This is a genomic window from Amycolatopsis echigonensis, from assembly GCF_014174495.1.
Classification (GTDB): domain Bacteria; phylum Actinomycetota; class Actinomycetes; order Mycobacteriales; family Pseudonocardiaceae; genus Amycolatopsis; species Amycolatopsis echigonensis.
The window spans coordinates 62,436-83,879 of record NZ_JACJHR010000035.1; the positions used below are offsets into that span (position 1 = coordinate 62,436).

The following is a 21,444-nucleotide window of genomic DNA, read 5'->3' on the forward strand; positions in this document are numbered from 1 at the left end:
GTCACCGCCCGGCCGCGGCCAGGCTGCACCGGGACACCGTGTCGGTCAATTCCGTGCGGTCGAGATTCCGCCCGATGAGGACCAGTTTGCTGACCGGCGGCTGCGCACCCCACTCGCCGGCGTCGGTCAATTCGTAGATCCGATGCACGCCCTGCAGCACCGTCTTGCGGTCGAAGGCGAGAATTCCCTTGAAGCGGTACAGATCGTCGCCGCGTTCGGCCAGCAGGGCGGTGAGCCACTGCTCGAACGAGGCGCGGTCCAGGGGATAGTCGAGTTCGATCGAGACCGATTCCAGCGTCGGGTCGTGGTGGTGCGCGTCGTCTTCGAGCCAGTCCGGGTCGGCGGCGACGGTGCGGTTCAGGTCGAAGGCGTTGATGCCGAGGATGTCGTCCAGATCGACGCTGCCGTAGCTCGACGTGAGGATGTCCGCGGTCGCGTTGACCGAGCGGAGCCGCGTGCGCAGTTCCGCGATTTCCGGCTCGGTGACCAGGTCGATCTTGTTGAGCACGATCCGGTCGGCGAACGCGATCTGGTTGCTCACCTGGCCGCCGACGCCGTCGTGCTCGCCCTCCTCGAGATGGCTCTCGACGTGCCGCGCGTCGACCAGCGTCACGATCGCGTCCAGCGCGAAGGCCGAAGACACCTCGTCGTCCACGAAAAACGTCTGCGCGACCGGGTTCGGGTCGGCCATGCCGCTGGTCTCGATGAGAATCCGGTCGAACCGCTCGCGGCGGCGCAGCAGCGACTGCAGGATTTCGATCAGGTCGGTGCGCGCGGTGCAGCACAGGCAGCATCCGTTGCTCATTTCGATGATCTTCTCGTCGCCGCCGAGCACGAGCGCGTTGTCGATCGGGATCTCGCCGAACTCGTTCTCGATCACCGCGATCCGGTGCCCGTGGTTCGCGGTGAGGATGTGGTTGACGAGCGTGGTTTTGCCCGAGCCGAGAAAGCCGGTCAGTACGGTCACCGGGATTTTGGCCATGACGATTCCCTCCTTAAACGTTCCCGCCGAGAATCCGGCGAGCGTGCTGTCGTGCTTCTTCGGAAACGACAATGCGATTGCCGTCGAACCGCGGACCCCGGGTGGCGTCCAAGCCCATCCGGGACGTCGTGCCGTCGGAGCCGGAGGACGGGTCGAGCGGCGAACCGGGCAGACCGTCCACAGTGAACAAGTCCTGGTGCGGCTGGAAATGCGTGGCGAGAGCCCACAGCACCTCGCTGTCCTGGGTGACGTCAACGTCGTCGTCTACCGCGATCACCGTCTTGACGTACGGGTCCCAGCCGAGCAGTCCGAGCATCACCTGCCGGGCTTGACCGGGCCGCCGCTGGCGAAGTGCGACGTAACAGTGGAAGTGCGTGCCGGACGTCGGATAGTGCACCGCGGTGACGTCCGGGAAGCGCGCTTTGAGCTTCTCCGCCATTTCCGATTCCCTCGGAACTCGCGCGAGATTCAAGTGCTCGTCGGTGTTGCCGCCGACGACGTCGATGAGCATCGCATCGGAACGGCACATGACGGTCTGCACGCGGAGCACGTTGTTCGTCGAGCGATTCGAGGAATAGCCGGAGAATTCGCCGAACGGGCCTTCGTCCGCGTGCTCGGAGGCGTCGATCGTGCCCTCCAGCACGAAATCCGACCAAGCCGGGACCCCGAGGCCATGCCGTGGAGTGCGCACGACTTCCAGCGGCTCGCCGAAAAGCCCGCCGGCCACCGCGCGCTCGTCCACGTCATAGCCGACCCGCGCGGACGCGGCAAGCATGAACAGCGGATGCCCGCCGAGCACCATCGCGACCGGCATCGGTTCGCCGCGTTCGGCGTACTTCTGCAGCATCCGCCACAGATCGCCGCGGGAATGCAGACTGGTCGCCAATTCGGTGCGGGAATGCGGCATCGCCCGGTGGTAGCTGAGATTGCCGACGCCGGTGTCCGGATCCTCCGCGACGATGATTCCGCTGGTGATATACGGGGAGCGGTCGCTGGCGAAATGCCGCAGCATCGGGACGGTCGCCAAATCGACATCGGTTGTGACGTGGTCCAGTACCGGCCCGCTGTCGACGACCCGCGGCGGTACCGCACGGAGTGCACGCCGCTGGTAGGCACTGTGCAAACCGGACGGTCCGGTCTCGAGCATGCGGGCGATGCGCTGCCGGGAAGCGAACATGTTGCTGACCACCGGCACGTCAAGCCCGGTTACCTTCCGGAACAGCACCATCTCGTGCCGTCCAGCCGCGGCCAGTTCGTAAATCACCCCGGTCACGCCCTCGTCGGCCGGGACGGGATCGTCGAGGACGAGCACGTCGTCGGGACACTCGTGCCGGTACTGGTCGACGAAAGCGTGGGGATCTTGCCGGTGGTTCACCGCAAAACTCCTTGCGAGGCGGGCGGCCCCTGCCAGCGCGCGAACAGTTCGTGTTCGATGCCGAACTGGTCGAGCACCTTGCCGGTCAGGTGGGCGAGGATGTCCTCAATGGACTCTGGTTGGTGGTAGAACGCGGGCACCGGAGGCAGCACGGTCGCGCCCGCCTCGGTCACCGCCACCAGATTGCGCAGGTGCACGAGGCTCAACGGGGTTTCCCGGGCGACGAGCACAAGCGGACGGCGTTCTTTCAGCGTGACGTCGGCGGCCCGGACGAGCAGGTCGTCGCTGTAGCCGTGCGCGATCCCGGCGACGGTTTTCATCGAGCACGGCACGACGACCATGCCCATGGTGCGAAAGGAACCGGACGCGATCGACGCGGCGATGTCCCCGCGCGCATGGCGGACGTCGGCCAGTTCGGCGACCTCGCCGGGCGGCATTCCGGTTTCCAGTTCGATGGTGCGGTGCGCGGCTCGCGACATGACCAGATGCGTTTCCACCGTGCCGAGCTTGCGCAGCGCGGTCAGCAGGTGGACAGCGAGGTGCGGGCCGCTGGCCCCGGTGATGCCGACGATCAGCCGGGGCCGCTGCGGTTCGGTGCCCATGACGTCCTTTCAGGACTGGGAGAGCTTTGCGGCGGGTTCCCGGTGGACGAGCGGCTCTTCCGGCCGTCGTTTCCGAGCGGCGAAGAAGAGCAGATTCAGCAGGATTGCCAGGACGGTGCCGGTCGCCACGCCGCTCTTGAGGAAAACCTGCGCGGCGAACGGAAACTGCTTGTAGAAGTCCGGCGCGCCAGCCGGAATCAAACCGACGCCGAGCGACAGCATGACGATCACCAGATTGCCGGTCTGGTTGAAGTCCACTCGGGACAGCAGCTGAATGCCGGACACGGTCAGCGCCGCGAACGTGGCGACCGCGGCCGCGCCGATCACCGGTTGCGGGATCGCCGCGATCACCCGGCCGACCGGTTGCACCACCCCGAAAACGATCAGGATCATGCCGCCGACCGCGACCGGATACCGGCTGCGCACTTTGGTCAGCGCGACGAGCCCGATGTTCTGGCCGAAGGTGGTGTAGGCGAAACCGTTGAACACGCCGCTGAGCGCGGTGAGCAGCCCGTCCACCCGGAGCAGATTGGCGATGTCGCGCGGCCCGACCTTCTTGCCGACCACCTGTCCGACGGCGAGCCCCTGTCCGGACGCCTCGACCATCAGCACGAAAACGATCACCAGGAACAGCAGAATCGACGGAATGTCGAAATGCAACGCTCCGTAATGCAGTGGTCGCAGCAGGCCGAAAACCGGACCGTGGCCCACTCCGGCGAGGCTGCCGAGTCCGGTCAGCCAGCCGACGATCGCCCCGACGGTCAGCGCGATCAGCATCGCGAGCTGGCCGAGCAACCCGCGGAACACCCGGTAGAACACCGCGATCAGCGCGAGGGTGAACCCGGCGAGCGCGAGATTCGCTGGCGCACCGTAATTGTGCGCGGACGGAGTGGAACCGGCGATGAGTTTCAGCCCGACCGGGATCAGCGTCAACCCGATCAACGTAATGACCGTGCCGGTGACGACCTCCGGGAACAGTTTGAGCAGTTTGCTGAACAACGGCGCGATCAGCACCCATACCACGCCGACGACGAGCAGCGAGCCATAGACGGTGGAGAGCCCCTGCGTGCTGCCGATCAGCACCATCGGGACGATTCCGTTGGACGCGGCTCCGACCACGAGCGGCATCCGGATGCCGAACTTCCAGACGCCGAACGCCTGCAGCATGGTGCCGATCCCGGCGAGCACCAGGTCGACGCTGACGAGATCGGCGATCTGCGACTGCGGCAGCCCGAGCCCGGCGCCGACCACGATCGGCACCACGACGACACCGGCGTACATCACGAGCACGTGCTGCAACCCGAGCAGCACCAGCGGGCCGAATCGGGGACGTTCGTTCACGGGGGACACCGGAGACGGGTGACTGGCCATGATTCCCTCACCTCGTTGGGCCGGCGGGGCCGGGGAAACGGCCGGGCCGGGCGGATCGCGGGGCGTCGCCGGAGCCGGACGGGCTTCCGGCGGCGAGGACCCCCGGCCGCGCGCGGATCGTGCCGCCGCACCTACGGGGTTACGGGATCTTCGAAAGATTTTTCCTTCCCTGCAAGGGGTTTGGATTATGGTGCATCGGAAGCCGCCCGCGGTCAATACCCGGGCGCGGCTTCCGGTCCGGTGCGCGGCGCCCGCTCGCGGCGGTTGAGCACCAGATTCAGCAGGAACGCCGCGATGCCTCCGGCCGCGATGCCGCTCGTCAGCACCGTCTGCACCACGACGGGGAGATGCTGGTAGAACTCCGGGGCACCGACCGGCAACAGCCCGAAGCCGAACGAGATGGCGACGATCAGGATATTGCGGCCGTTGCTCAGGTCCGCCTGGCTCATGATGCGCAGGCCGACCGCTCCGACGGTGCCGAACATGACGACGCCGACACCGCCGAGGACCGGCCCGGGCAGCGAAGCGACGGCCGCGCCGAGTTTCGGCACCAGGCTCATGAGCACCAGCACCGCGCCCGCGGTGGCGACCACGAACCGGCTCATCACGCGGGTGATGCTGACCAGCCCGACGTTCTCGCCGAAGGTGACGACGGTGAACGAGCCGAACACGCCCGCGAACGCCGTGCCGATCCCGTCCGCGCGCAGCGCCCGGGAAATCTCGCGCGGCCCGACGTCGCGGCCGACGATCTGCCCGATGGCGAGCGTGTCGCCGGTCGATTCCACCATGTTCACCAGCTGCACGATGATCATCGGCAGCAATGCGGACAAGGCGAAGGTCGGCATGCCGAATTCGAACGGCTTCACGACGCCGACCCAGTCCGCCTTCCCGACCGAGCTGAAGTCCGCCATGCCGAGCGGAACCGCGACAAGCGTGCCGACGGCGAGTGCGATCAGGATCGCGAAGCGGCGCACGGCCGGCGGCGCGAACCGTTCCAGACAGACAGTCAGCACAATGGTGCCGAGCCCGAGAATCAGCCGTCCGGCCGAACCGTGGTCGGCGGCGCCCGGATTGGACCCGGCGATCAGCGTCGCGGTGGAGGGCAGCAGCGAGAACCCGATGATCGCGATGATGGTCCCGGTGACGATCGGCGGGAAGAACCGGATCAGCTTGCTGAACCACGGCGCGACCAGCCAGGTCAGCAGCCCGGCGACGATCGTCGCGCCGAAGACCGCGGGCAGCCCGGCCTCCTTGCCGACGATGATCGCCGGGGTGATGCCGGTGAAGGTCGAGCCCATCACGATCGGCAGCCGGGCGCCGACGTTGCCGATCCCGAGCGTCTGCAGCAGCGTCGCGACGCCGCTGACCAGCACGTTCGCCGTGACGAGCGTCGCGATCTGCGCGGTGGAGAGGCCGACGCCGAGCCCGATCAGCAGCGGCACGGTGACCATTCCGGAGTAGGCGACCAGCAGGTGCTGGACACCGAGCGGGAGCATTTGCCGGAACCGCGGGACGGTGTCGACCGCGTCGCGGGTCGTGGCTTCGGCTCGGGTAGTGCGCGGACGGAATCGCATGGTTTCCTCCACAGCGGGGAAAAGGGGGAGCGCGGATCACCGCGCCCAGGGAATGAGCAGTCCGCCCATGCCGCTGCGCTCCAGCAGCCGGCCCGCGTGCCGTTCCGCCTCGTCGGCGGCGGCCGCCTCGTCGACGCGGACGCAGTGTCCGTCGCGGTAGACGATCTCGCCGCCCACGATCGTCAGCTCCACATCGGACCCGCGGGCGGAGTAGACGAGGGCGGCGACAGCCCGGTGCACCGGGCGGAGGTGCGGACGGTCGAGCGCGGTCACGATGACGTCGGCGAGTTTGCCTTCGCTCAACACTCCCGCGTCGATTCCGGCGTAACGGGCCCCCTCGCGGGTGGCCATTTCCAGCGCGTCCTCGGCCCGCAGTGCCGTCGGGTCCAAAGTGGCCGTTCGCTGGCCGAAGACGCTGAGTTTCATTGCCTCGAAAAGATCTTGCCGATGGCCGCAGCTGGGACCGTCGGTGCCCAGCGCGACCGGGACGTTCTGCTTGCGCATGCTCGCGACCCGGGCCGTGCCGGAGGCGAGGTAGCCGTTGGACGCCGGGTTGTGCGACACCCCGGCGCCAGCGGCCGCGACCTGTTCGATTTCGGCTTCGTCGAGCCAAATCGCGTGTGCGAGAGTGGCCCGTTCGTCGAGCAGGCCTTCCTTGGCGAGCCATTCCACCGGCCGGACCCCGTGGGTTTCGAGGTAGCTGACCGGATCGGTGGTGCTCTCGCAGCAATGGGTGTGCCAGCGAGTGCCGAATTCCCGGGCGAGTCCGACTGTCCGGCGGACGAGTTCCTGTTCGACGTAACAGAGATTGAGCGCGGCCGGCCACACCGTGACCTTCGAGCCCGGCGGCCGGTGTTCCATCGCCTCGCGGGTGATCGCGAATTCGTCTTCGCTCGAGTAACGGAACAGTGCGATCGGCTGGCCGCGGAGGTCGGCGATTTCGGTGCGTTCGCCCAGCATGCCGCGGGCGACCGCGCCGCGAAGCCCGGCCTCCTCGATGACGTCGGCGACGGCGAGCGTCGTTTCGAGATCGCTTGGCGCGTAATGGTTGTCGATCACCGTCGTGATGCCGGCGCGCAACGCCTCGACCGCGCCGAGCCGCGCCCCGGCCACCGCTTCGGGGCCGGTGATCGCGATCGAATACGGCCACATGAACTCGCACAGCCAGGGCACGATCGACATGCCTTCGCCGAGTCCGCGAGCGAGTGCTTGGTAAAGGTGGTTGTGCCCGTCGACCAGGCCGGGCAGCACGGCTTTGCCGCGGCAGTCGATGACCTCGCCGGCTTGCCAGCGTTCAGTGCCCGGCCCTTCGCCGACACCGGCGATCCGGTCGCCGGTGATCGCGACGTGGCCGTTCTGGTGGACAGTGCGCCGGTCGTCGACGGTCACCACGGTGCCGCCGGTGAGGAGGAGGTCGCAGGGTTCCGCAGCCGACATCGGGCCGCCCTTCCCCGGGCGGGGACGGACCCGGCCCGGCGGTCGTCTCCAGCGCGCGGCTGGAGGCAGCTGGCCGAACGGTTGGCCCGAAACGGGAGGTCACCGGCGCCCGGCAGTGCCGCCGGGTCGTTCAATGCAAAGCCCTCTCGGGGCCGGTGTCAAGAGCCTCGTCGGGAAAAGTCTTGCCGCGCAAGGCATTCGGCGATCATGTGTTGACAGCGGGCGGCGAAGGTGCTGCACTCGGTTGCGCCGGAGCGCTGATCGCGCTTCCGGGTCCCGTAGGTGCGGTGAAGCGCGGCCGGGGAGTCCTTTACTCAAGTCTTGCGTAAGGAGACATCCGGTGATTATCGATACCCATGTCCATCCGACGAATCTCGTCGACGAAGCCTGGCGGCACACCGGAACCCCGTTCACCGGCGAGCGCACGCTGGAGATGATGGACGGTCCATTCTGGATCAACGGCAAACCGCGGCGCGTGGACGTCAGCTGCATCATGCCGCCGCCGGGGAACACGACCTGGCGCGAGGGCAACAAAACCGGCCGCGAAGGCATCCGCGAATACCAGGCGTACGTGACCTCGCTGGTGCAGCAGTACCCGGACCGGTTCGTCGGCAACTTCATGTACAACCCGCGGTTCGGCCCGGAAAACGGTGCCGCGGAGCTGGCCTTCCACGTGAAGGAATACGGCTACAAAATGCTGAAGCTGCACGCCAACATGCATTCCTACCGGCCGGACCGGGCGCTGGACTGGCTGCGGCCGGTGATGCGGGTGTGCGACGAGCTCGGCGTGATCGTGCTGATCCACACCGGGGACGGGCCGTACTCGATCCCGACGCAGTTCTACCCGATCATCCGCGAGTTCCCGAACGTCACGTTCATCCTCGGCCATTTCGGCATCCAGACCGGCGGCGTCTACTGTTTCGAGGCGTTCTGGATGATCCAGGACTCGCCGAACGTGATCGGCGAATCGGGCTGGCTGCTGCAGTCGCGGATCGTCGAATTCGCCAAGGAGATGAAGAAGAGCGACCTGGTCTTCGGCACCGATTCGCCGCCGAACGAGCCCGGCATGTGGGCACGGGAGCTGGAGGTGCTGTGCCACCAGCCGCCGCAGGGCCTGAACCTGTCCGAGGACGACCTGGAGGGCTACCTCGGCAACAACATGGCCAAGCTGCTCGGCCTCGCGCCGACGCCGCCGCCGAAGGACAAGGCGGAAGCCGAGGCGTATTTGCGCGGGGACATTCCGCAGGCCTCCGCGGCGAATACGCACGCGTCGCATTATCTCGGCTACACGCCTTCGGCGTGGGCGGAGGCGGCTAACTCCTGATCCGGTCGCGCGCCGGCTGCGGGGTCACTCGCACCCGCAGCTGGCGCGCGCGGTCAGGTGGACGTCGAGGACGCGGTCTTCGGGCTGAGTGTTTTCCCGGAGTTTGTCCAGAGTGGACACTGCGACGTCGGCGAAGTCGTCGAAAGAATGCCCGGCCGTGGAGAGTGCGGGCCAGCTGTGCGCGGCGGCGTCGGTGCCACCGAAGCCAATCACCGCAAGGTCTTTCGGGACACTCAAGCCGATTTCCGCCGCGACGGTGAGCGTGTCGAGCGCCAGCCCGTCCGCTGTCGCCATGATCGCGCGCGGCCGTTCCGGCGACTGCAACCAGCGCCTGATGTCCGCCCGCGCCGCGTGCCGATCCAGACCGGTGCGGACGACGTTGCCGGTACTCCTCTTCGCCGCCCGCATTGCCTCGGTCCAGCCGCGGGCCCGATCGGCCACCGGACCGGAGCGTGCGGTCCCGGTGAGGCAGCCGATCTCGCGGTAGCCGTGCCCGAGCAGGTGTTCGGTGGTCAACCGTCCGCCCGCCTTGTTGTCCAGCACCACGGACGGCGCGGTGCTGCCGGACGGGGCGCGGTGGTGCAGGTAGACGACCGGAACGTCCAAAGTGGAGTGGATCGCGGCCGCCCCGGCGATCTCGGCTCGGACCAGCAGCAGGCCGTCCACGCGCATGTTCGCCAGCGAGTCGGCGTACCGCAGCTCCTGTTCCCGGGAGAACGCCGAATTTCCCAGCAGCACCAGGGATCCGCGGGCGAACGCGGCACGCTCGACCGCGTGGGTGAGCTGCGTGAAATAGCCCTCGCTGCTGTCCGGGACGACCAGCCCGAGCACATTGCTGCGCGTGGACCGCAACGCCCGCGCGACGAGATTGGGCCGGTAGCCGAGTTCGGCGATGGCTTGCTCGACCCGTGCTCGCGTGGCGGGCGCGACCGGACGCGGGCCGTTGTTGAGCACGTAACTGACCACGGCCGGCGAGGTCCCCGCCAGTCGTGCGACATCGTCCCGGGTGGCCCGCTGCATGCGCCAGACGATACCCGAAGAGCCGTTGACAGTCCCGGTCTACACGTGTTGAATCCGTGCGGTCGGCATAGCAGGAAAGCTGGTGGTCAGTGTGGACTCGCTGGTACGCGCCGCGGAAACCGGCAAGGCCGCCGGGGTGGGCGAAAGCGCCCTCCGGCCGGACGGCACCGCCAAGGTGACCGGCCGGTTCGCCTATTCGTCGGATTTGTGGATCGAGGGCATGGTCTGGGCGACCACGCTGCGCAGCCCGTACGCGGCCGCGCGGATCCGGTCCATCGACACGAGCAAGGCACTCGCCCAGCCAGGCGTGCACGCCGTGCTCACCCACGAGGACGTGCCCGGCGCGAAAACGTACGGAATGAAATCCGCCGACCAGCCGGTTCTCGCGGTGGACGAGGTCCGCTACCACGGCGAACCGGTGGCGCTGGTCGCCGCCGACGATCCGGAAACCGCCCGCCAGGCAGCCAAACTGATCATTGTGGACTACGAACCGCTGACCCCGGTCACGGACCCGATGACGGTTCTGGACGAGGGCGTACGCCCCATTCATCCGGACGGAAACCTAGTACGGCACGTGAAAATCCGCCACGGCGATTTGGCGCGCGCCCGTGCCGAGGCGGAGGTGGTGGTCACCGGCGAGTACGAAGTCGGCATGCAGGATCAGGCTTTCCTGGGCCCGGAATCCGGCTTGGCGATTCCTTCCGAGGATGGTGGCGTCGAGCTTTACGTTTCCTCCCAATGGCTGCACAAAGACCTGGAACAGCTAGCTCCTTGTCTGGGGTTGCCGCCAGAAAAGGTGCGACTGACCTTGGCGGGTGTCGGCGGTGCCTTCGGCGGTCGGGAGGACCTCTCCGTCCATGTGCACGCCTGCATGCTCGCACTGCGCCTCGGCCGTCCGGTGAAGATGTCGTACAACCGCTACGAATCCTTCTTCGGTCACGTACACCGGCACCCGGCGAAGATGCGTTACGAGCATGGAGCCACCAAGGACGGCCGTCTGGTCTACGTCAAAGCGCGCCTGGTTTTGGACGGTGGTGCATACACTTCGACTTCGCCGGTAGTCATCGCCAATGCCTGCTATTTCGTCACCGGTGCCTACGACGTACCGAATGCTGAAATCGACGGCTTGGCGGTGTTCACGAATAACCCGCCGTGCGGTGCGATGCGCGGCTTCGGTGCGGTCCAATCGGCCTACGGCTGTGAGTCCAATATGGACAAATTGGCGCACGAACTAGGCATGGATCCGATGGAATTGCGCCTCCGCAACGCCATGACCACGGGCACCGTCCTGCCCACCGGCCAAGCCGTCGACGGTCCAGCCCCTGTCGCGGAACTATTGCAAGCGCTCCGCGACCGTCCCTTGCCTCCCGCCGGTGGGACGGACTTGCTTTCCCTGCCCGGCGGAGCCGCCAACACGACGCACGGCGAGGGGGTGCGTCGCGGAGTCGGCTACGCGGTCGGGGTGAAAGCCATCGGCTATTCAGGAGGCGTCGACGACATCTCGACCGCCCGCGTCGCACTGGCCGTCGTGAATGGCGCCCCGGTCGTCTCGGTGCACACCGCCGCGGCGGAGTGCGGACAAGGCGTCACGACGGTGCAAGCTCAAGTGGCGAGCACGGAACTCGGCGTCTCGCGGGTCGTCGTCCTCCCCGCCGACACCCAAATCGGCGACGCCGGTTCCGCATCGGCTTCTCGAATGACATGGATGTCGACCGGCGCGGTGCAAGGAGCCTGCCGCCACATCGCGCGGGAGCTGCTGCGCCGCGCGTCGGTGGCGAGCGGACTTACCGCGCTTTCGTTGGGCGACGACCAGGTCCTGGACAGCGCCGGACGCCCGGTGTGCTCCATCGCCGAGCTGGTGGGTTCGGACACCATCTCGCACACCTTCGAATACCACCACCGGCCGACACAAGGCATCGACCCGGAAACCGGCCAGGGCAGCGCGCACATCGCTTTCGCTTTCGCCGCCCACCGGGCTGTGGTGGACGTGGATGTCGAACTGGGTTTGGTGAAGGTGGTCGAGCTGGCGACCGCGCAGGATGTCGGCAAGGCGATGAACCCGCTGGCCGTCGAGGGCCAAATCGAAGGCGGCAGCGTCCAGGGCCTGGGTTTGGCGTTGATGGAGGAAATCCTGGTCGATCGCGAAGGCCGGGTGCGGAACCCGTCCTTCACGGACTACCTGATCCCGACGGTGCTGGACGTCCCGCCGATGCCGATCAGCCTGTTCGAATTCCCGCACCCGGACTCGCCGTACGGCTTGAACGGCGTCGGGGAGCCGCCCACGCTGTCCTCGACCCCGGCGATCCTGAACGCCCTGCGCGCCGCGACCGGCCTGCCTTTGCCGAATGCTCCCATCCGCCCGGACGACATCGCCCTCGCGGGTTCGCGGGCCGCTTCCCGCTGCCGCTAGTGCCGCGCCGGCCTGCCCGTTCCCGCCCGAGGACCGCCTCCCGGAGGTGCCCCATGGATTTCCTGACCCCGACGACCTGGGCCGAAGCACTGGCCGTCAAGTCCGACCGCCCGGACGCCGTCCCTTTGGCGGGCGGCACCGACGTCCTGGTCGAACTCAACTTCGACCACCGCCGCCCGCCCGCGCTGCTCGACCTCACCCGGATCGGCGCTCTGACCGAGTGGACTGAGAAGGACGGCCGGATCCGCCTGGGCGCGGGCGTGTCCTACACGCGGATAATCACCGAACTCGGCGCTCGTCTGCCTGGGCTGGCGATGGCCAGCCGCACCGTCGGATCTCCGCAAATCCGCAACCGCGGCACCGTCGGCGGAAACCTCGGCGCGGCTTCCCCCGCCGGCGACACGCACCCGACGCTCCTGGCCTGCGACGCGACAATCGAGGTCGCGTCGGTACGCGGCACCAGGATGATCCCGGCGACCGAGTTCTACGAAGGCGTCAAACGCAACGCGCTCGCACCGGACGAGCTGATCGCCGCCATCCACCTCCCGGTCGCGACCGGTCCGCAACAGTTCGCGAAGGTCGGCACCCGCAACGCGATGGTCATCGCAGTGTGCTCGTTCGCCCTGGACCTGGCCCCAGAAACCGGCTGGGTAGGCGCGGCTGTCGGTTCGGCCGCCCCGACCCCGCGCCGAGCGACCGCTGCCGAAGACTTCCTCCGCGACGCCCTCTCCGAGCGGTGGACCTCCCGCTCCCCGCTGCCAGACCCGGTCGTCCGCCGCTTCAGCGAACTGGCCGCGAGCGCCGCGTCCCCGATCGACGACGTCCGGGGCAGCGCCGACTACCGCATCCACGCGATCGCCGTACTGGCCCGCCGGACGTTGAGCTGGGCCTGGGAAGACTATCGGAAAGGCGGGCAGCCGAAATGCGCCTGAATCTTGTGGTCAATGACGAGCCGCGTACCGTAGACGAGGTGTGGGAGGGGCAGAGCCTGCTCTTCGTGCTGCGTGATCAACTGGGTCTGCCGGGCTCGAAGAACGCCTGCGAACAAGGCGAATGCGGTTCGTGCACAGTGTATTTGGACGGTACCCCAGTATGTTCGTGCCTGGTCGCGGCGGGCCAAGCCGAGGGCAGAAACATCCGCACTGTAGAGGGTTTGGCCGACGGCGATCAGCTCGACGCAGTACAGCAAGCCTTCATCGACGCCGGCGCCGTACAGTGCGGCTTCTGCACACCGGGGTTGATCGTCGCCGCGCACGAGCTTGTGCACCGAGTGAACGCCCCTTCGGATCCGGAGATCCGTGAAGCCCTGGCGGGGAATCTCTGCCGGTGCACGGGGTACGAGAAGATCTTGGACGCAGTCCGCCTGGCCTCGTCCCGAGTCGGGGAGGAAGCGCCCGCGAAGCCCGGATGATGCGCTCGTGACCGCTGGCTTGCCGAGCCGCCCTCCAACCCCGCCTGTGGACGGCCGCCGGTGCGGGCCTGGTCAGCCTCCTGAACGGGACCTGCCTGCGTGGGGAACCAGAGAACCGTGCCCGACTGTGCCCAGCCATCCGCGACCCCGCCGGTGCGACCCCGCAGACCCCCTCGCCCAGGGGCCTGCCGAAACCTCGCGCCGGTCACCGCCAGGCTTGCCCAAACGAGTCCGGGTCTGCGATCCGTGCCGGAGTCCCGCGCCCTAGCTGGATCGAGCCTTCCGCAGTCTGTGGTCCGCGGAAGGCCGCCCGCGCTCGGCTGTTCGGCTGATCTCGCCACAGACTCGCGATCCGCCATGGCCGCTCGCGCCCGCGTCTCGGTCGGGCTGGTCCCGAGTCTACGGTTCGCGGCGGCGACCAGCTTCCGACGGCCCGCACGAGCGGCTTGAGGCTCGGACCCGTCCTGGCCCCTTGCGCTCACGGCTCGGCCGAGCCTTCCCTGGCGCTGCAGCAACCCGCGTCTGCCGATTCGGCCGAGCCCCGGCTTCGGTTCGCGACTCACCCTGGCCTTCGCACCCACGGCCCGGTCGAGCCTGTCCGCGGCTCGCGGCGGCGACCCACGTCCGAGCTCGCCTCAGACCTCGTCCCGTCTTGGCCCCTCGTGCAACAGCTCGGTCGGGCTCGTCCTGGGTCTGTGGCCAGCGGTGGCGGCCCGGGTCTGAGGACTCAGTCCGAGGTCGCCTCAGACCTCGGCCAACTCTGGAACCCTCGCGCCCGCGGCGCGGTCAGGCCCGCGCCGCGTGTGTGGCTCGCGGCGGCAACCCGCGTCCGCCGGTTCACCGAGCCCGCCTCGCACCCGCAACCCCCGCCGGAGCCCCGCGCCCACTGCTCGTCCGGGGCCGGTCAGAGGCCTTTCATCAGGTCCGTCTCCGTCACCCCCGGTCCTTGTCCTTCCCGGATGAACCATTCCGTCCCGAATGCTTGGCCGAAGCTGTCGTCCGGCAGGGCAAGGAAGAACGACTCCTCGCTGATCTGGCTCCGGTGCGCGCGCATCGCCGCCCGTTTCACCTCCAGGTATGCCGTGACGTCCACTTCGGCGGTCAGTTCGGCTTCCGGCTTGCCGACGATCATCTCCTCGTCCGGGCCGCCTTCTTCGCCCGCTGCCCTCGCGGCTTCGGCGGCTCGGCGGATCTGGTCGCGGTTCGCCGAGCCTTGGTAGACGCGCGGCGTGCCTGCGAGTTCGGCTGCGCGCATGCCGACGCGGTGGACCTGGATGTGGTCCGGGTGGCCGTAGACGCCGAAGTCGTCGTACACCGTCAGTACGTCGGCCGACTCCTCGCGCAGGATCGCCGCCAGCCGCTTCGCCGCTTCCTCGACCGGCGCGCTCCAGAACGTGTCCGGGCCGTCGTTCGACGGGTCGCCCATCATCCCGGAGTCCTGGTATCCCAAGAACTCCACCCGCGAGACGCCCAGCACCTCGGCCGCCGCGTGCGTCTCCCGCACCCGCCGGTCCGCGAGCTGCTCGCCGTCGTCGAGCAGGCCCTCGGGGATCTCGCCCTTCTCCCCGCGCGTCGCCACGACGAGCACCACCCGGTGTCCCTCGTCGGCCGCCTTGCGCATCACGCCGCCGGTCATGATCGCCTCGTCGTCCGGATGAGCGTGGAACGTCACCAATGTCGCCATGCCCACGAACCTACCCGCGCCCACCGACAAAAACCGGCGCCCGCCGGATCCGGCTTCCGGAGAATCAGCCACACCCTCCATTGTGGACAGGTCGCCCACATGGGTGGAGCTGCCGGTTTATCCGCGCGAGGGGTCCCCTCGCGCGCTCCGCCGCTTGGCTTCTCCCGCTGCCCGGCTTACGTTGGGGTCCGCCGACCGAGGAGGCGTCATGGCAGAACGGACGAAATACATCCTGGACGAGGCCGATCTCCCGGCGCAGTGGTACAACGTGGTGCCGGACCTGCCGGAGCCGCCGCCTCCGCCGCTGCACCCGGGGACCCGCGAGCCCGTCGGGCCCGCGGACCTGGCTCCGCTGTTCCCGCAGGCGCTCATCGAGCAGGAAGTCACCGCCGAGCGCTACATCGACATTCCCGAGGAAGTCCGGGACGTCTACCGGCTCTGGCGTCCGTCCCCGCTGTACCGCGCCCACCGGCTGGAGAAGGCGCTCGGGACACCGGCCCGGATCTACTACAAGTACGAGGGCGTCAGCCCGGTCGGCTCGCACAAGCCGAACACCGCTGTGCCGCAGGCGTTCTACAACGCGGCCGAGGGCGTCACGCGGCTCACCACCGAGACCGGCGCCGGTCAATGGGGGAGCGCGCTGGCGTTCGCGTGCGCGACGTTCGGGCTGTCGTGCGAGGTCTGGCAGGTGCGGGCGTCGTACGACCAGAAGCCGTATCGCAAGCTGATGATGGAGACCTTCGGCGCGCAGGTGTACCCGAGTCCCTCGGACCGCACTGCCGCAGGCCGGGCGATCCTGGCGGAGAACCCGCAGTCGACGGGAAGCCTCGGCATCGCGATCAGCGAGGCCGTCGAGCAGGCCGCGGCGGATCCGGGCGCGCGGTACGCGCTGGGCAGCGTGCTCAACCACGTGCTGCTGCACCAGACGGTAATCGGCGAGGAAGCGCTCCGGCAGTTCGAACTGGCCGGCGACACCCCGGACGTGCTCGTCGGCTGCACCGGCGGCGGATCCAACTTCGGCGGACTCGCTTTCCCGTTCCTGCGGGAAAAACTGGCCGGCCGGATGAACCCGGTGATCCGCGCGGTCGAACCGGCGGCCTGCCCGACCCTCACCCGCGGCCGTTACGCCTACGACTTCGGCGACACCGCCGGTCTCACGCCCCTGCTGAAAATGCACACGCTCGGCCATGATTTCATCCCGGACCCGATCCACGCCGGCGGCCTGCGCTACCACGGGATGTCGCCGCTGATCTCGCACATCTACGAATTGGGTCTCATCGAGGCGCTCGCGATCGGTCAGCAGGAATGCTTCGCGGCGGGGGTGCAGTTCGCCCGCACGGAAGGCATTATCCCCGCGCCCGAGCCGACGCATGCCTTGGCAGCGTGCATCCAAGAAGCGTTGCGTTGCAAGGAGACTGGCGAGGAGAAGGTGATCCTGACGGCGCTCTGCGGACACGCGCACCTCGATCTTCCCGCATACGGCGCGTATTTGGCGGGGGACATGGTGGACAACGAACTTCCGGACGCGGCGTTGGAGAAATCGCTGGCGGCGCTTCCCTGAGGCACGCGGCTGGCGAGATGGAGAGGAGTGACCGAGGGGAATTAGCGAGTGGGCGATGCCGCGCGATCGGGCTGGCCAGAAGCGAGGGGCTGGCAGTTCGAATCGGACGGGATGGGTCGGCGGGGTAGCTGTGGTGGTCGGGTTGGGTCGGCGGGGCAGCGGTGGTGGTCGGGTTGGGTCGGCGGGGCAGCGGTGGTGGTCGGGTTGGGTCGGCGGGGTAGCCGTGGTGGTCGGGCTGGGTCGGCGGGGCAGCGGTGGCGGTCGGCCTGGTTCGGCGGGGAGGCAGCAGCAGGAAAGGTGGATCAGCTGGCGGCCCTGGCGGGTGGGCTGATGCAGTGGGGATGTCATGGCGGGAGGGAGGAACAGCGGAGCGGCCGGGGAAAGCGGAATGGATGAACCGGCGTGCCTGATGGGGGTGGTTGGTTGCAGGGTGCCGTTGATGGAATGGCTTTGTGCTGATGGCCGGCCATGATCAGGACGGCGGCGGGCCCCTTGGGCAGTCTGAGCGGGATGCTGCCGGTCGAGCGGGATCGACTCGGGCTTCGGTGAGGGGCGCAGTGGCGGAAGATCCGGCGAGGTGACCCGCGGCGTGTGCCCGAGGGTTGGCCTGTTCGGGGTGGGTGAGTGGGCGGGGTCGGCCGGGCCTGGTGGCGGGGAAGCGGAAACCCGGCGACTCGAACTGTGGCACATGCCTTGGCAGGTCGGCATTGGGACCGGCAGCAGCGGACTCAGGCATCCTCGGCGAGGCGGGACCGGCGCGTTTCCAGGAAGGCTCGCTCAGTCTCGTTGGTAGCCAACGCGATCGCCTCGCCATAGGCGGCGTGAGCTTCGGCGGTGCGGCCCAGGCGGGACAGGAGATCCGCCCGGGTCGCGGGCAGCAGGTGGTAGCCGGGCAGGTCCAGCTCGTCCACCAGGGCCAGCGCCAGCTCTGGGCCGTGCACTTCGGCGACTGCGACGGCGCGGTTCAGGGCTACGACGGCGGTCGGGGTGTGGGCGAGGAGCTGGTCGTAGAGGGCGAGAACCTGCGGCCAATCGGTCGCGGGGCCATCGGTGTGGACGGCCTTGATCGCGGCCTGCAATTGATACGGCCCGGGTTGTCCGCGGCGCAGGCATTGCCGTACCAGGGCGTGGCCTTCGGCGATCAGGTCTTGGTTCCAGAGGGAACGGTCTTGCTCAGGCAGCACTACGAGGTCACCGGAGGAACTGACGCGGGCTGGGCGGCGGGCTTCGGTCAGCAGGAGCAGGGCTAGCAGGCCTTGGACTTCCGGTTCGTCGGGCATCAGCTCGGCCAGGGCGCGGGTCAGGCGGACGGCTTCCAGACAGAGGTCCGTCCGCACCAGCGGGCCGGAGGTGGAGGTGTAGCCCTCGTTGAAAACCAGGTACAGGACGGTGAGTACGGAAGCCAGGCGGTCCGGCAGGGCGGCCTCGTCGGGGATTCGGTACGGGATGCCCGCGTCGCGGATTTTCTTTTTGGCGCGGACGATGCGCTGGGCGATCGTGGGTTCCGGGACCAGGTACGCACGCGCGATCTCGGAGGTGTCCAAGCCGCCCAGAAGCCGCAGGGTCAGGGCGGTTTGCGCGAGGGGAGAGAGCGCGGGATGGCAGCAGGTGAAGATCATCCGCAACTGGTCGTCGCGCACGGGGCCCACCTCCGCGGGTTCGTCGGGCTGGTGGAGGAGCAGGGCTTGCGCATGGCGAGCCTCCCGCGTCGACTCGCGGCGCAGGCGGTCGATCGCGCGATTTCGGGCGGTGGTCACGATCCAGGCGCCTGGGTTGGCTGGCCACGACTCAGCCCACGCGGTGACGGCGGTGGCGAAGGCGTCCTGTACCGCCTCCTCGGCTAAACCGATGTCGCCGAGGAGGCGGGTCAGGGTCGCGACGCAGCGGCCGTACTCGGCTCGGTAGACCGCGTCGAGTGTCACGCAGCGTCCTCTGGGCCGTTGGCGAACGGGCGTACCTCGATGGGGCGGCCACAGGCCTGCGCGCATTTGTCGGCCCAGGACAAGGCTTCGTCCAGGTCCGCGCATTGGATCACCCAGAAGCCGGCTAGCTGCTCCTTCGTTTCGGCGAACGGGCCGTCGGTCATCGTGACGGTGCCGTTCGCGGGGCGGACCACCGTCGTGGCGTGCGAGGGACGCAATCCGCCGACGAACACCCAGGCGCCGGCGGCCTTCATGTCGTCGGTGACCTTGCCGGTGCGGGCCATCTGGGCGGCCAGTTCCTCGCCGGTCTCCAGCGTGGTCTCGTCTGCCTGGACGGCCAGCAGGTACTGCTTCATGGCGAACTCCTCACACCAGGGTCTCTTACCTTGGCTACGAACGCGCGCGACGCCATTCGACACCTCGGCAAGAAAAATCCGTCACCGTTCTTTGGAGACGGTCGCCAGCAGCTCCGGACCCCGCGTCGCCAGCCGTTGCTGGGCGAGCGAACCCCACCACCACGCCAGCGCGATGCCGGTCGCGATCCCGGCCGGGATGCCCAGCCACTGCAGCACCGGCAGGTCCGCCAGCTTCCCGGCCACGCACAGCGCCACGACCGGCAACGCGCCGAGCACGATGAGCAGCGTGGTCGCCAGCATCATCGCCGCGCGGGCGCACCCGGGACGCCCGCCGGACGACCAGGGACTGCCGCTGCGACGTTGATCTGGCAGCGGGAAGGCCAGGAAGACGGACTGCAGCATCAAGATCCCGGCACCGGCGCCCAGCGTTGCGGGGACTAGGCCGAGGACCCAGGGGTACGCGCCCGGTACGCCGGTGACGCCGGGCAGGACGAGCGCCAGCACCAAGGCAACGGGAGCGACGATCAATGCCCACGCCAGCTGGCGGCCGCGGATATCGGCGCGTTCGGCGCCGGGGACGACCAGCGTGTGCCACAGGGCGCTGCCGTCCATCCCGTACAGGTTCCCGGACTGCATGGACGCGAAAATCACCACTGCGACACCGAAATACGGCAGCATGGCTGACCGGCCACCACCGCCGGACAGGGCTGGCACGACCGTGATGACGAAGCCGACGAGCAGCGTCGACAGCAGGGCGACGCGTCGGCGCGCGTCTCGCCACCAGGTGTACAGCTCCTTGCGGGCCACGGCGCCGACCGGAGTGGCGGGCAGCAGGCTGCGCCGCGTGCGGGTGCTCTTCGCGCGGGTGCGGGAGGCGCCGCGGAAAGACGGCGTGGTGACCTGGCGGGCCAGCAGCGCGCCCCAGAGCACGACCAGAACCACCACGACACCGAGCAACGCGGCGAAGAGTCCGCCGACGGTGCCCCATTCGCCGACTCCGGCGGCGTGTACCGCGAGCGTGCCCCAGCCGGACGGCAGCGCGTGCACGACACTGACGAAGCCGGGCATCCGGCCGCTGACGATCGCCGGGCCGAGGCTGTTCATCGCGTAGTTCACCGCTACGCCGGACAACCCGGTGAGCGCCACCAGGACGATGCCGAGCTCCTTGCCCTTGCGCGACGTCAGCAGCGCGCCGAGCGCGGCCATCACCACGCGGTACAACAAGACCACGAAGGCCAGCTGCAGCACGGTGAATACGAGCCCGACGAACGCCGCGCCGACGCCGAACCGCAGCCCGTAGAACACCAGCCCGAGGAACGCCAGCAGGCTCACCAGCGCGGTGACACCGACGAAGCTCGCCGCGAGCAGGCCGACCGCCAGCTTGCGCCGGCCGATCGGCAGCAGCGCGAAGTGTTCCGGCCGCAGGGTGTCGTCCCCGCCGCCGGTCGCGATCGGCGCGAGCACCCAGCCAAGCATCCACACCGCGTAGATCGAGGTGAGCAGGTCGACCGTGATCCGGGCTTCCGGCACCGGGACGACCGCGACGCCGATCGTGAACAACGCGGCCAGGAGACCGAAGAGGCCGCCGACGATCATTGCGGCGATCTGCCGCCCGCGCAGCGAATTGCGCAGGACCCGCAGCTTCAGTCGGACGAGGACGCCAACCACGCCAGCCCCTCCGCTCCACCGGTCCGCCCGCCGACGATGTGCACGAACGCGTCTTCCAGCGTGCCTTCGCCCCGCACATCAGCCACCGCGCCCGCGGCGACGACGCGTCCGCGCGTGATCACCGCGACGTGGCTGCACAACTGCTCGACCAATGCCATCACGTGGCTCGACAGCACGACCGCCCCGCCGGACGCGACGAACCGCTGCAGGATCGTGCGGATCGTGGACGCCGAAACCGGGTCCACCGCCTCGAACGGCTCGTCCAGCACCAGCAGGCGAGGGCCGTGCAGCAATGCCATCGCGAGGCCGATCTTCTTGCGCATCCCCGCGGAATAGTCGATGACGAGGGTGCGCTCGGCGTCCGTCAGCTCCAGCACGCCGAGCAGTTCCTGGGCGCGCTCGGCGACCGTGTCCGGCGCGAGCCCGCGCAGCAGGCCCATGTACGTGAGCAGTTCCCGCCCGGTGAGCCGCTCCGGAATGGACAATCCGTCCGGAAGAACGCCGATCAGGCTTTTCGCCCGTTCCGGTTCCCGCCAGACGTCCACTCCGAACACGCGCGCCTCGCCGGCGTCAGGCCGGAGCAGCCCGACCGCCATCGACAGCGACGTCGTTTTCCCGGCTCCGTTAGGGCCGACGAGGCCGAAGAACGACCCCTTCGGCACTTCCAGCCGCACATCGTCTACTGCCAGCGTGGTCCCGAACCGTTTGGTGAGTCCGTAAAGCCCCATGGCCGCGTCGTCGGACACC

Annotated in this window: 17 protein-coding genes; 5 read left to right on the forward strand and 12 right to left on the reverse strand. The window is 68.6% G+C overall.

What is annotated here, in order from left to right; translation table 11 throughout:
- Position 1: 1 nt before the first annotated feature.
- The 6 genes from H5411_RS24010 to H5411_RS24035 all read right to left on the reverse strand — a co-directional run bounded on the left by H5411_RS24010 (position 2) and on the right by H5411_RS24035 (position 7,341).
- Positions 2 to 982 (reverse strand): CobW family GTP-binding protein, encoded by a 981-nt coding sequence (locus H5411_RS24010; protein WP_183125056.1) that lies wholly within the window; start codon positions 980 to 982, stop codon positions 2 to 4.
- Between the two features lie 13 nt (positions 983 to 995).
- Positions 996 to 2,357: a UbiD family decarboxylase gene (locus H5411_RS24015; protein WP_220817368.1), complete on the reverse strand. Its 1,362-nt coding sequence runs from the start codon at positions 2,355 to 2,357 to the stop codon at positions 996 to 998.
- Positions 2,354 to 2,959 carry a UbiX family flavin prenyltransferase gene (locus H5411_RS24020; RefSeq protein WP_183125057.1) on the reverse strand — a complete coding sequence of 202 codons (606 nt, stop codon included), beginning with the start codon at positions 2,957 to 2,959 and terminating at the stop codon, positions 2,354 to 2,356. The genes H5411_RS24015 and H5411_RS24020 overlap by 4 nt, the downstream gene beginning before the upstream one ends.
- Before the next feature lie 9 nt (positions 2,960 to 2,968).
- Complete coding sequence (locus tag H5411_RS24025) at positions 2,969 to 4,300, reverse strand: nucleobase:cation symporter-2 family protein (protein WP_183125058.1); 1,332 nt, start codon at positions 4,298 to 4,300, stop codon at positions 2,969 to 2,971.
- Between the two features lie 242 nt (positions 4,301 to 4,542).
- The gene (locus tag H5411_RS24030) at positions 4,543 to 5,904 is read right to left on the reverse strand and encodes a nucleobase:cation symporter-2 family protein (RefSeq protein WP_220817369.1); all 1,362 of its coding nucleotides are present in this window, start codon (positions 5,902 to 5,904) and stop codon (positions 4,543 to 4,545) included.
- Positions 5,905 to 5,940: 36 nt separating this feature from the next.
- Positions 5,941 to 7,341 carry an amidohydrolase gene (locus tag H5411_RS24035; RefSeq protein WP_183125060.1) on the reverse strand — a complete coding sequence of 467 codons (1,401 nt, stop codon included), beginning with the start codon at positions 7,339 to 7,341 and terminating at the stop codon, positions 5,941 to 5,943.
- A 340-nt stretch (positions 7,342 to 7,681) separates the two neighbouring features.
- Here H5411_RS24035 and H5411_RS24040 point away from each other — a divergent pair, with 340 nt between their 5' ends.
- A complete protein-coding gene (locus H5411_RS24040; RefSeq protein WP_009081542.1) occupies positions 7,682 to 8,665 on the forward strand; it encodes an amidohydrolase family protein in 984 nt (327 codons plus the stop codon).
- A 24-nt stretch (positions 8,666 to 8,689) separates the two neighbouring features.
- Here the strand turns inward: H5411_RS24040 and H5411_RS24045 are convergent, their stop codons facing one another.
- Positions 8,690 to 9,685: a LacI family DNA-binding transcriptional regulator gene (locus H5411_RS24045; protein WP_183125061.1), complete on the reverse strand. Its 996-nt coding sequence runs from the start codon at positions 9,683 to 9,685 to the stop codon at positions 8,690 to 8,692.
- Positions 9,686 to 9,767: 82 nt separating this feature from the next.
- On the opposite strand from H5411_RS24045, the gene pucD reads away from it, so the two are divergent.
- From pucD to H5411_RS24060, 3 genes are read left to right on the forward strand one after another with little or no spacing between them, the layout of a single operon-like run.
- Positions 9,768 to 12,095 (forward strand): xanthine dehydrogenase subunit D, encoded by a 2,328-nt coding sequence (gene pucD / locus H5411_RS24050; protein WP_312878586.1) that lies wholly within the window; start codon positions 9,768 to 9,770, stop codon positions 12,093 to 12,095.
- Between the two features lie 53 nt (positions 12,096 to 12,148).
- Positions 12,149 to 13,027, forward strand: a complete 879-nt coding sequence (locus H5411_RS24055; RefSeq protein WP_183125062.1) for an FAD binding domain-containing protein — start codon at positions 12,149 to 12,151, stop codon at positions 13,025 to 13,027.
- Positions 13,018 to 13,506, forward strand: a complete 489-nt coding sequence (locus H5411_RS24060) for a (2Fe-2S)-binding protein (RefSeq protein ID WP_183125063.1) — start codon at positions 13,018 to 13,020, stop codon at positions 13,504 to 13,506. Before H5411_RS24055 ends, H5411_RS24060 begins: the two co-directional genes overlap by 10 nt.
- Before the next feature lie 904 nt (positions 13,507 to 14,410).
- Here H5411_RS24060 and H5411_RS24065 read toward each other — a convergent pair.
- Positions 14,411 to 15,190 (reverse strand): PIG-L family deacetylase, encoded by a 780-nt coding sequence (locus H5411_RS24065; RefSeq protein ID WP_183125064.1) that lies wholly within the window; start codon positions 15,188 to 15,190, stop codon positions 14,411 to 14,413.
- 208 nt (positions 15,191 to 15,398) lie between these two features.
- Between H5411_RS24065 and H5411_RS24070 the strand changes: the two genes are divergently transcribed.
- A complete protein-coding gene (locus H5411_RS24070) occupies positions 15,399 to 16,751 on the forward strand; it encodes a TrpB-like pyridoxal phosphate-dependent enzyme (RefSeq protein WP_183125065.1) in 1,353 nt (450 codons plus the stop codon).
- A 728-nt stretch (positions 16,752 to 17,479) separates the two neighbouring features.
- Here H5411_RS24070 and H5411_RS24075 read toward each other — a convergent pair.
- The 4 genes from H5411_RS24075 to H5411_RS24090 form a co-directional block, all read right to left on the reverse strand.
- Positions 17,480 to 18,673 carry an RNA polymerase sigma factor gene (locus H5411_RS24075; protein WP_183125066.1) on the reverse strand — a complete coding sequence of 398 codons (1,194 nt, stop codon included), beginning with the start codon at positions 18,671 to 18,673 and terminating at the stop codon, positions 17,480 to 17,482.
- Positions 18,670 to 19,029 carry a YciI family protein gene (locus H5411_RS24080; protein WP_183125067.1) on the reverse strand — a complete coding sequence of 120 codons (360 nt, stop codon included), beginning with the start codon at positions 19,027 to 19,029 and terminating at the stop codon, positions 18,670 to 18,672. The genes H5411_RS24075 and H5411_RS24080 overlap by 4 nt, the downstream gene beginning before the upstream one ends.
- An 81-nt stretch (positions 19,030 to 19,110) precedes the next feature.
- Positions 19,111 to 20,697, reverse strand: a complete 1,587-nt coding sequence (locus H5411_RS24085) for a hypothetical protein (RefSeq protein ID WP_183125068.1) — start codon at positions 20,695 to 20,697, stop codon at positions 19,111 to 19,113.
- The gene (locus H5411_RS24090) at positions 20,673 to 21,443 is read right to left on the reverse strand and encodes an ABC transporter ATP-binding protein (protein WP_101434479.1); all 771 of its coding nucleotides are present in this window, start codon (positions 21,441 to 21,443) and stop codon (positions 20,673 to 20,675) included. The genes H5411_RS24085 and H5411_RS24090 overlap by 25 nt, the downstream gene beginning before the upstream one ends.
- Position 21,444: the final 1 nt, after the last annotated feature.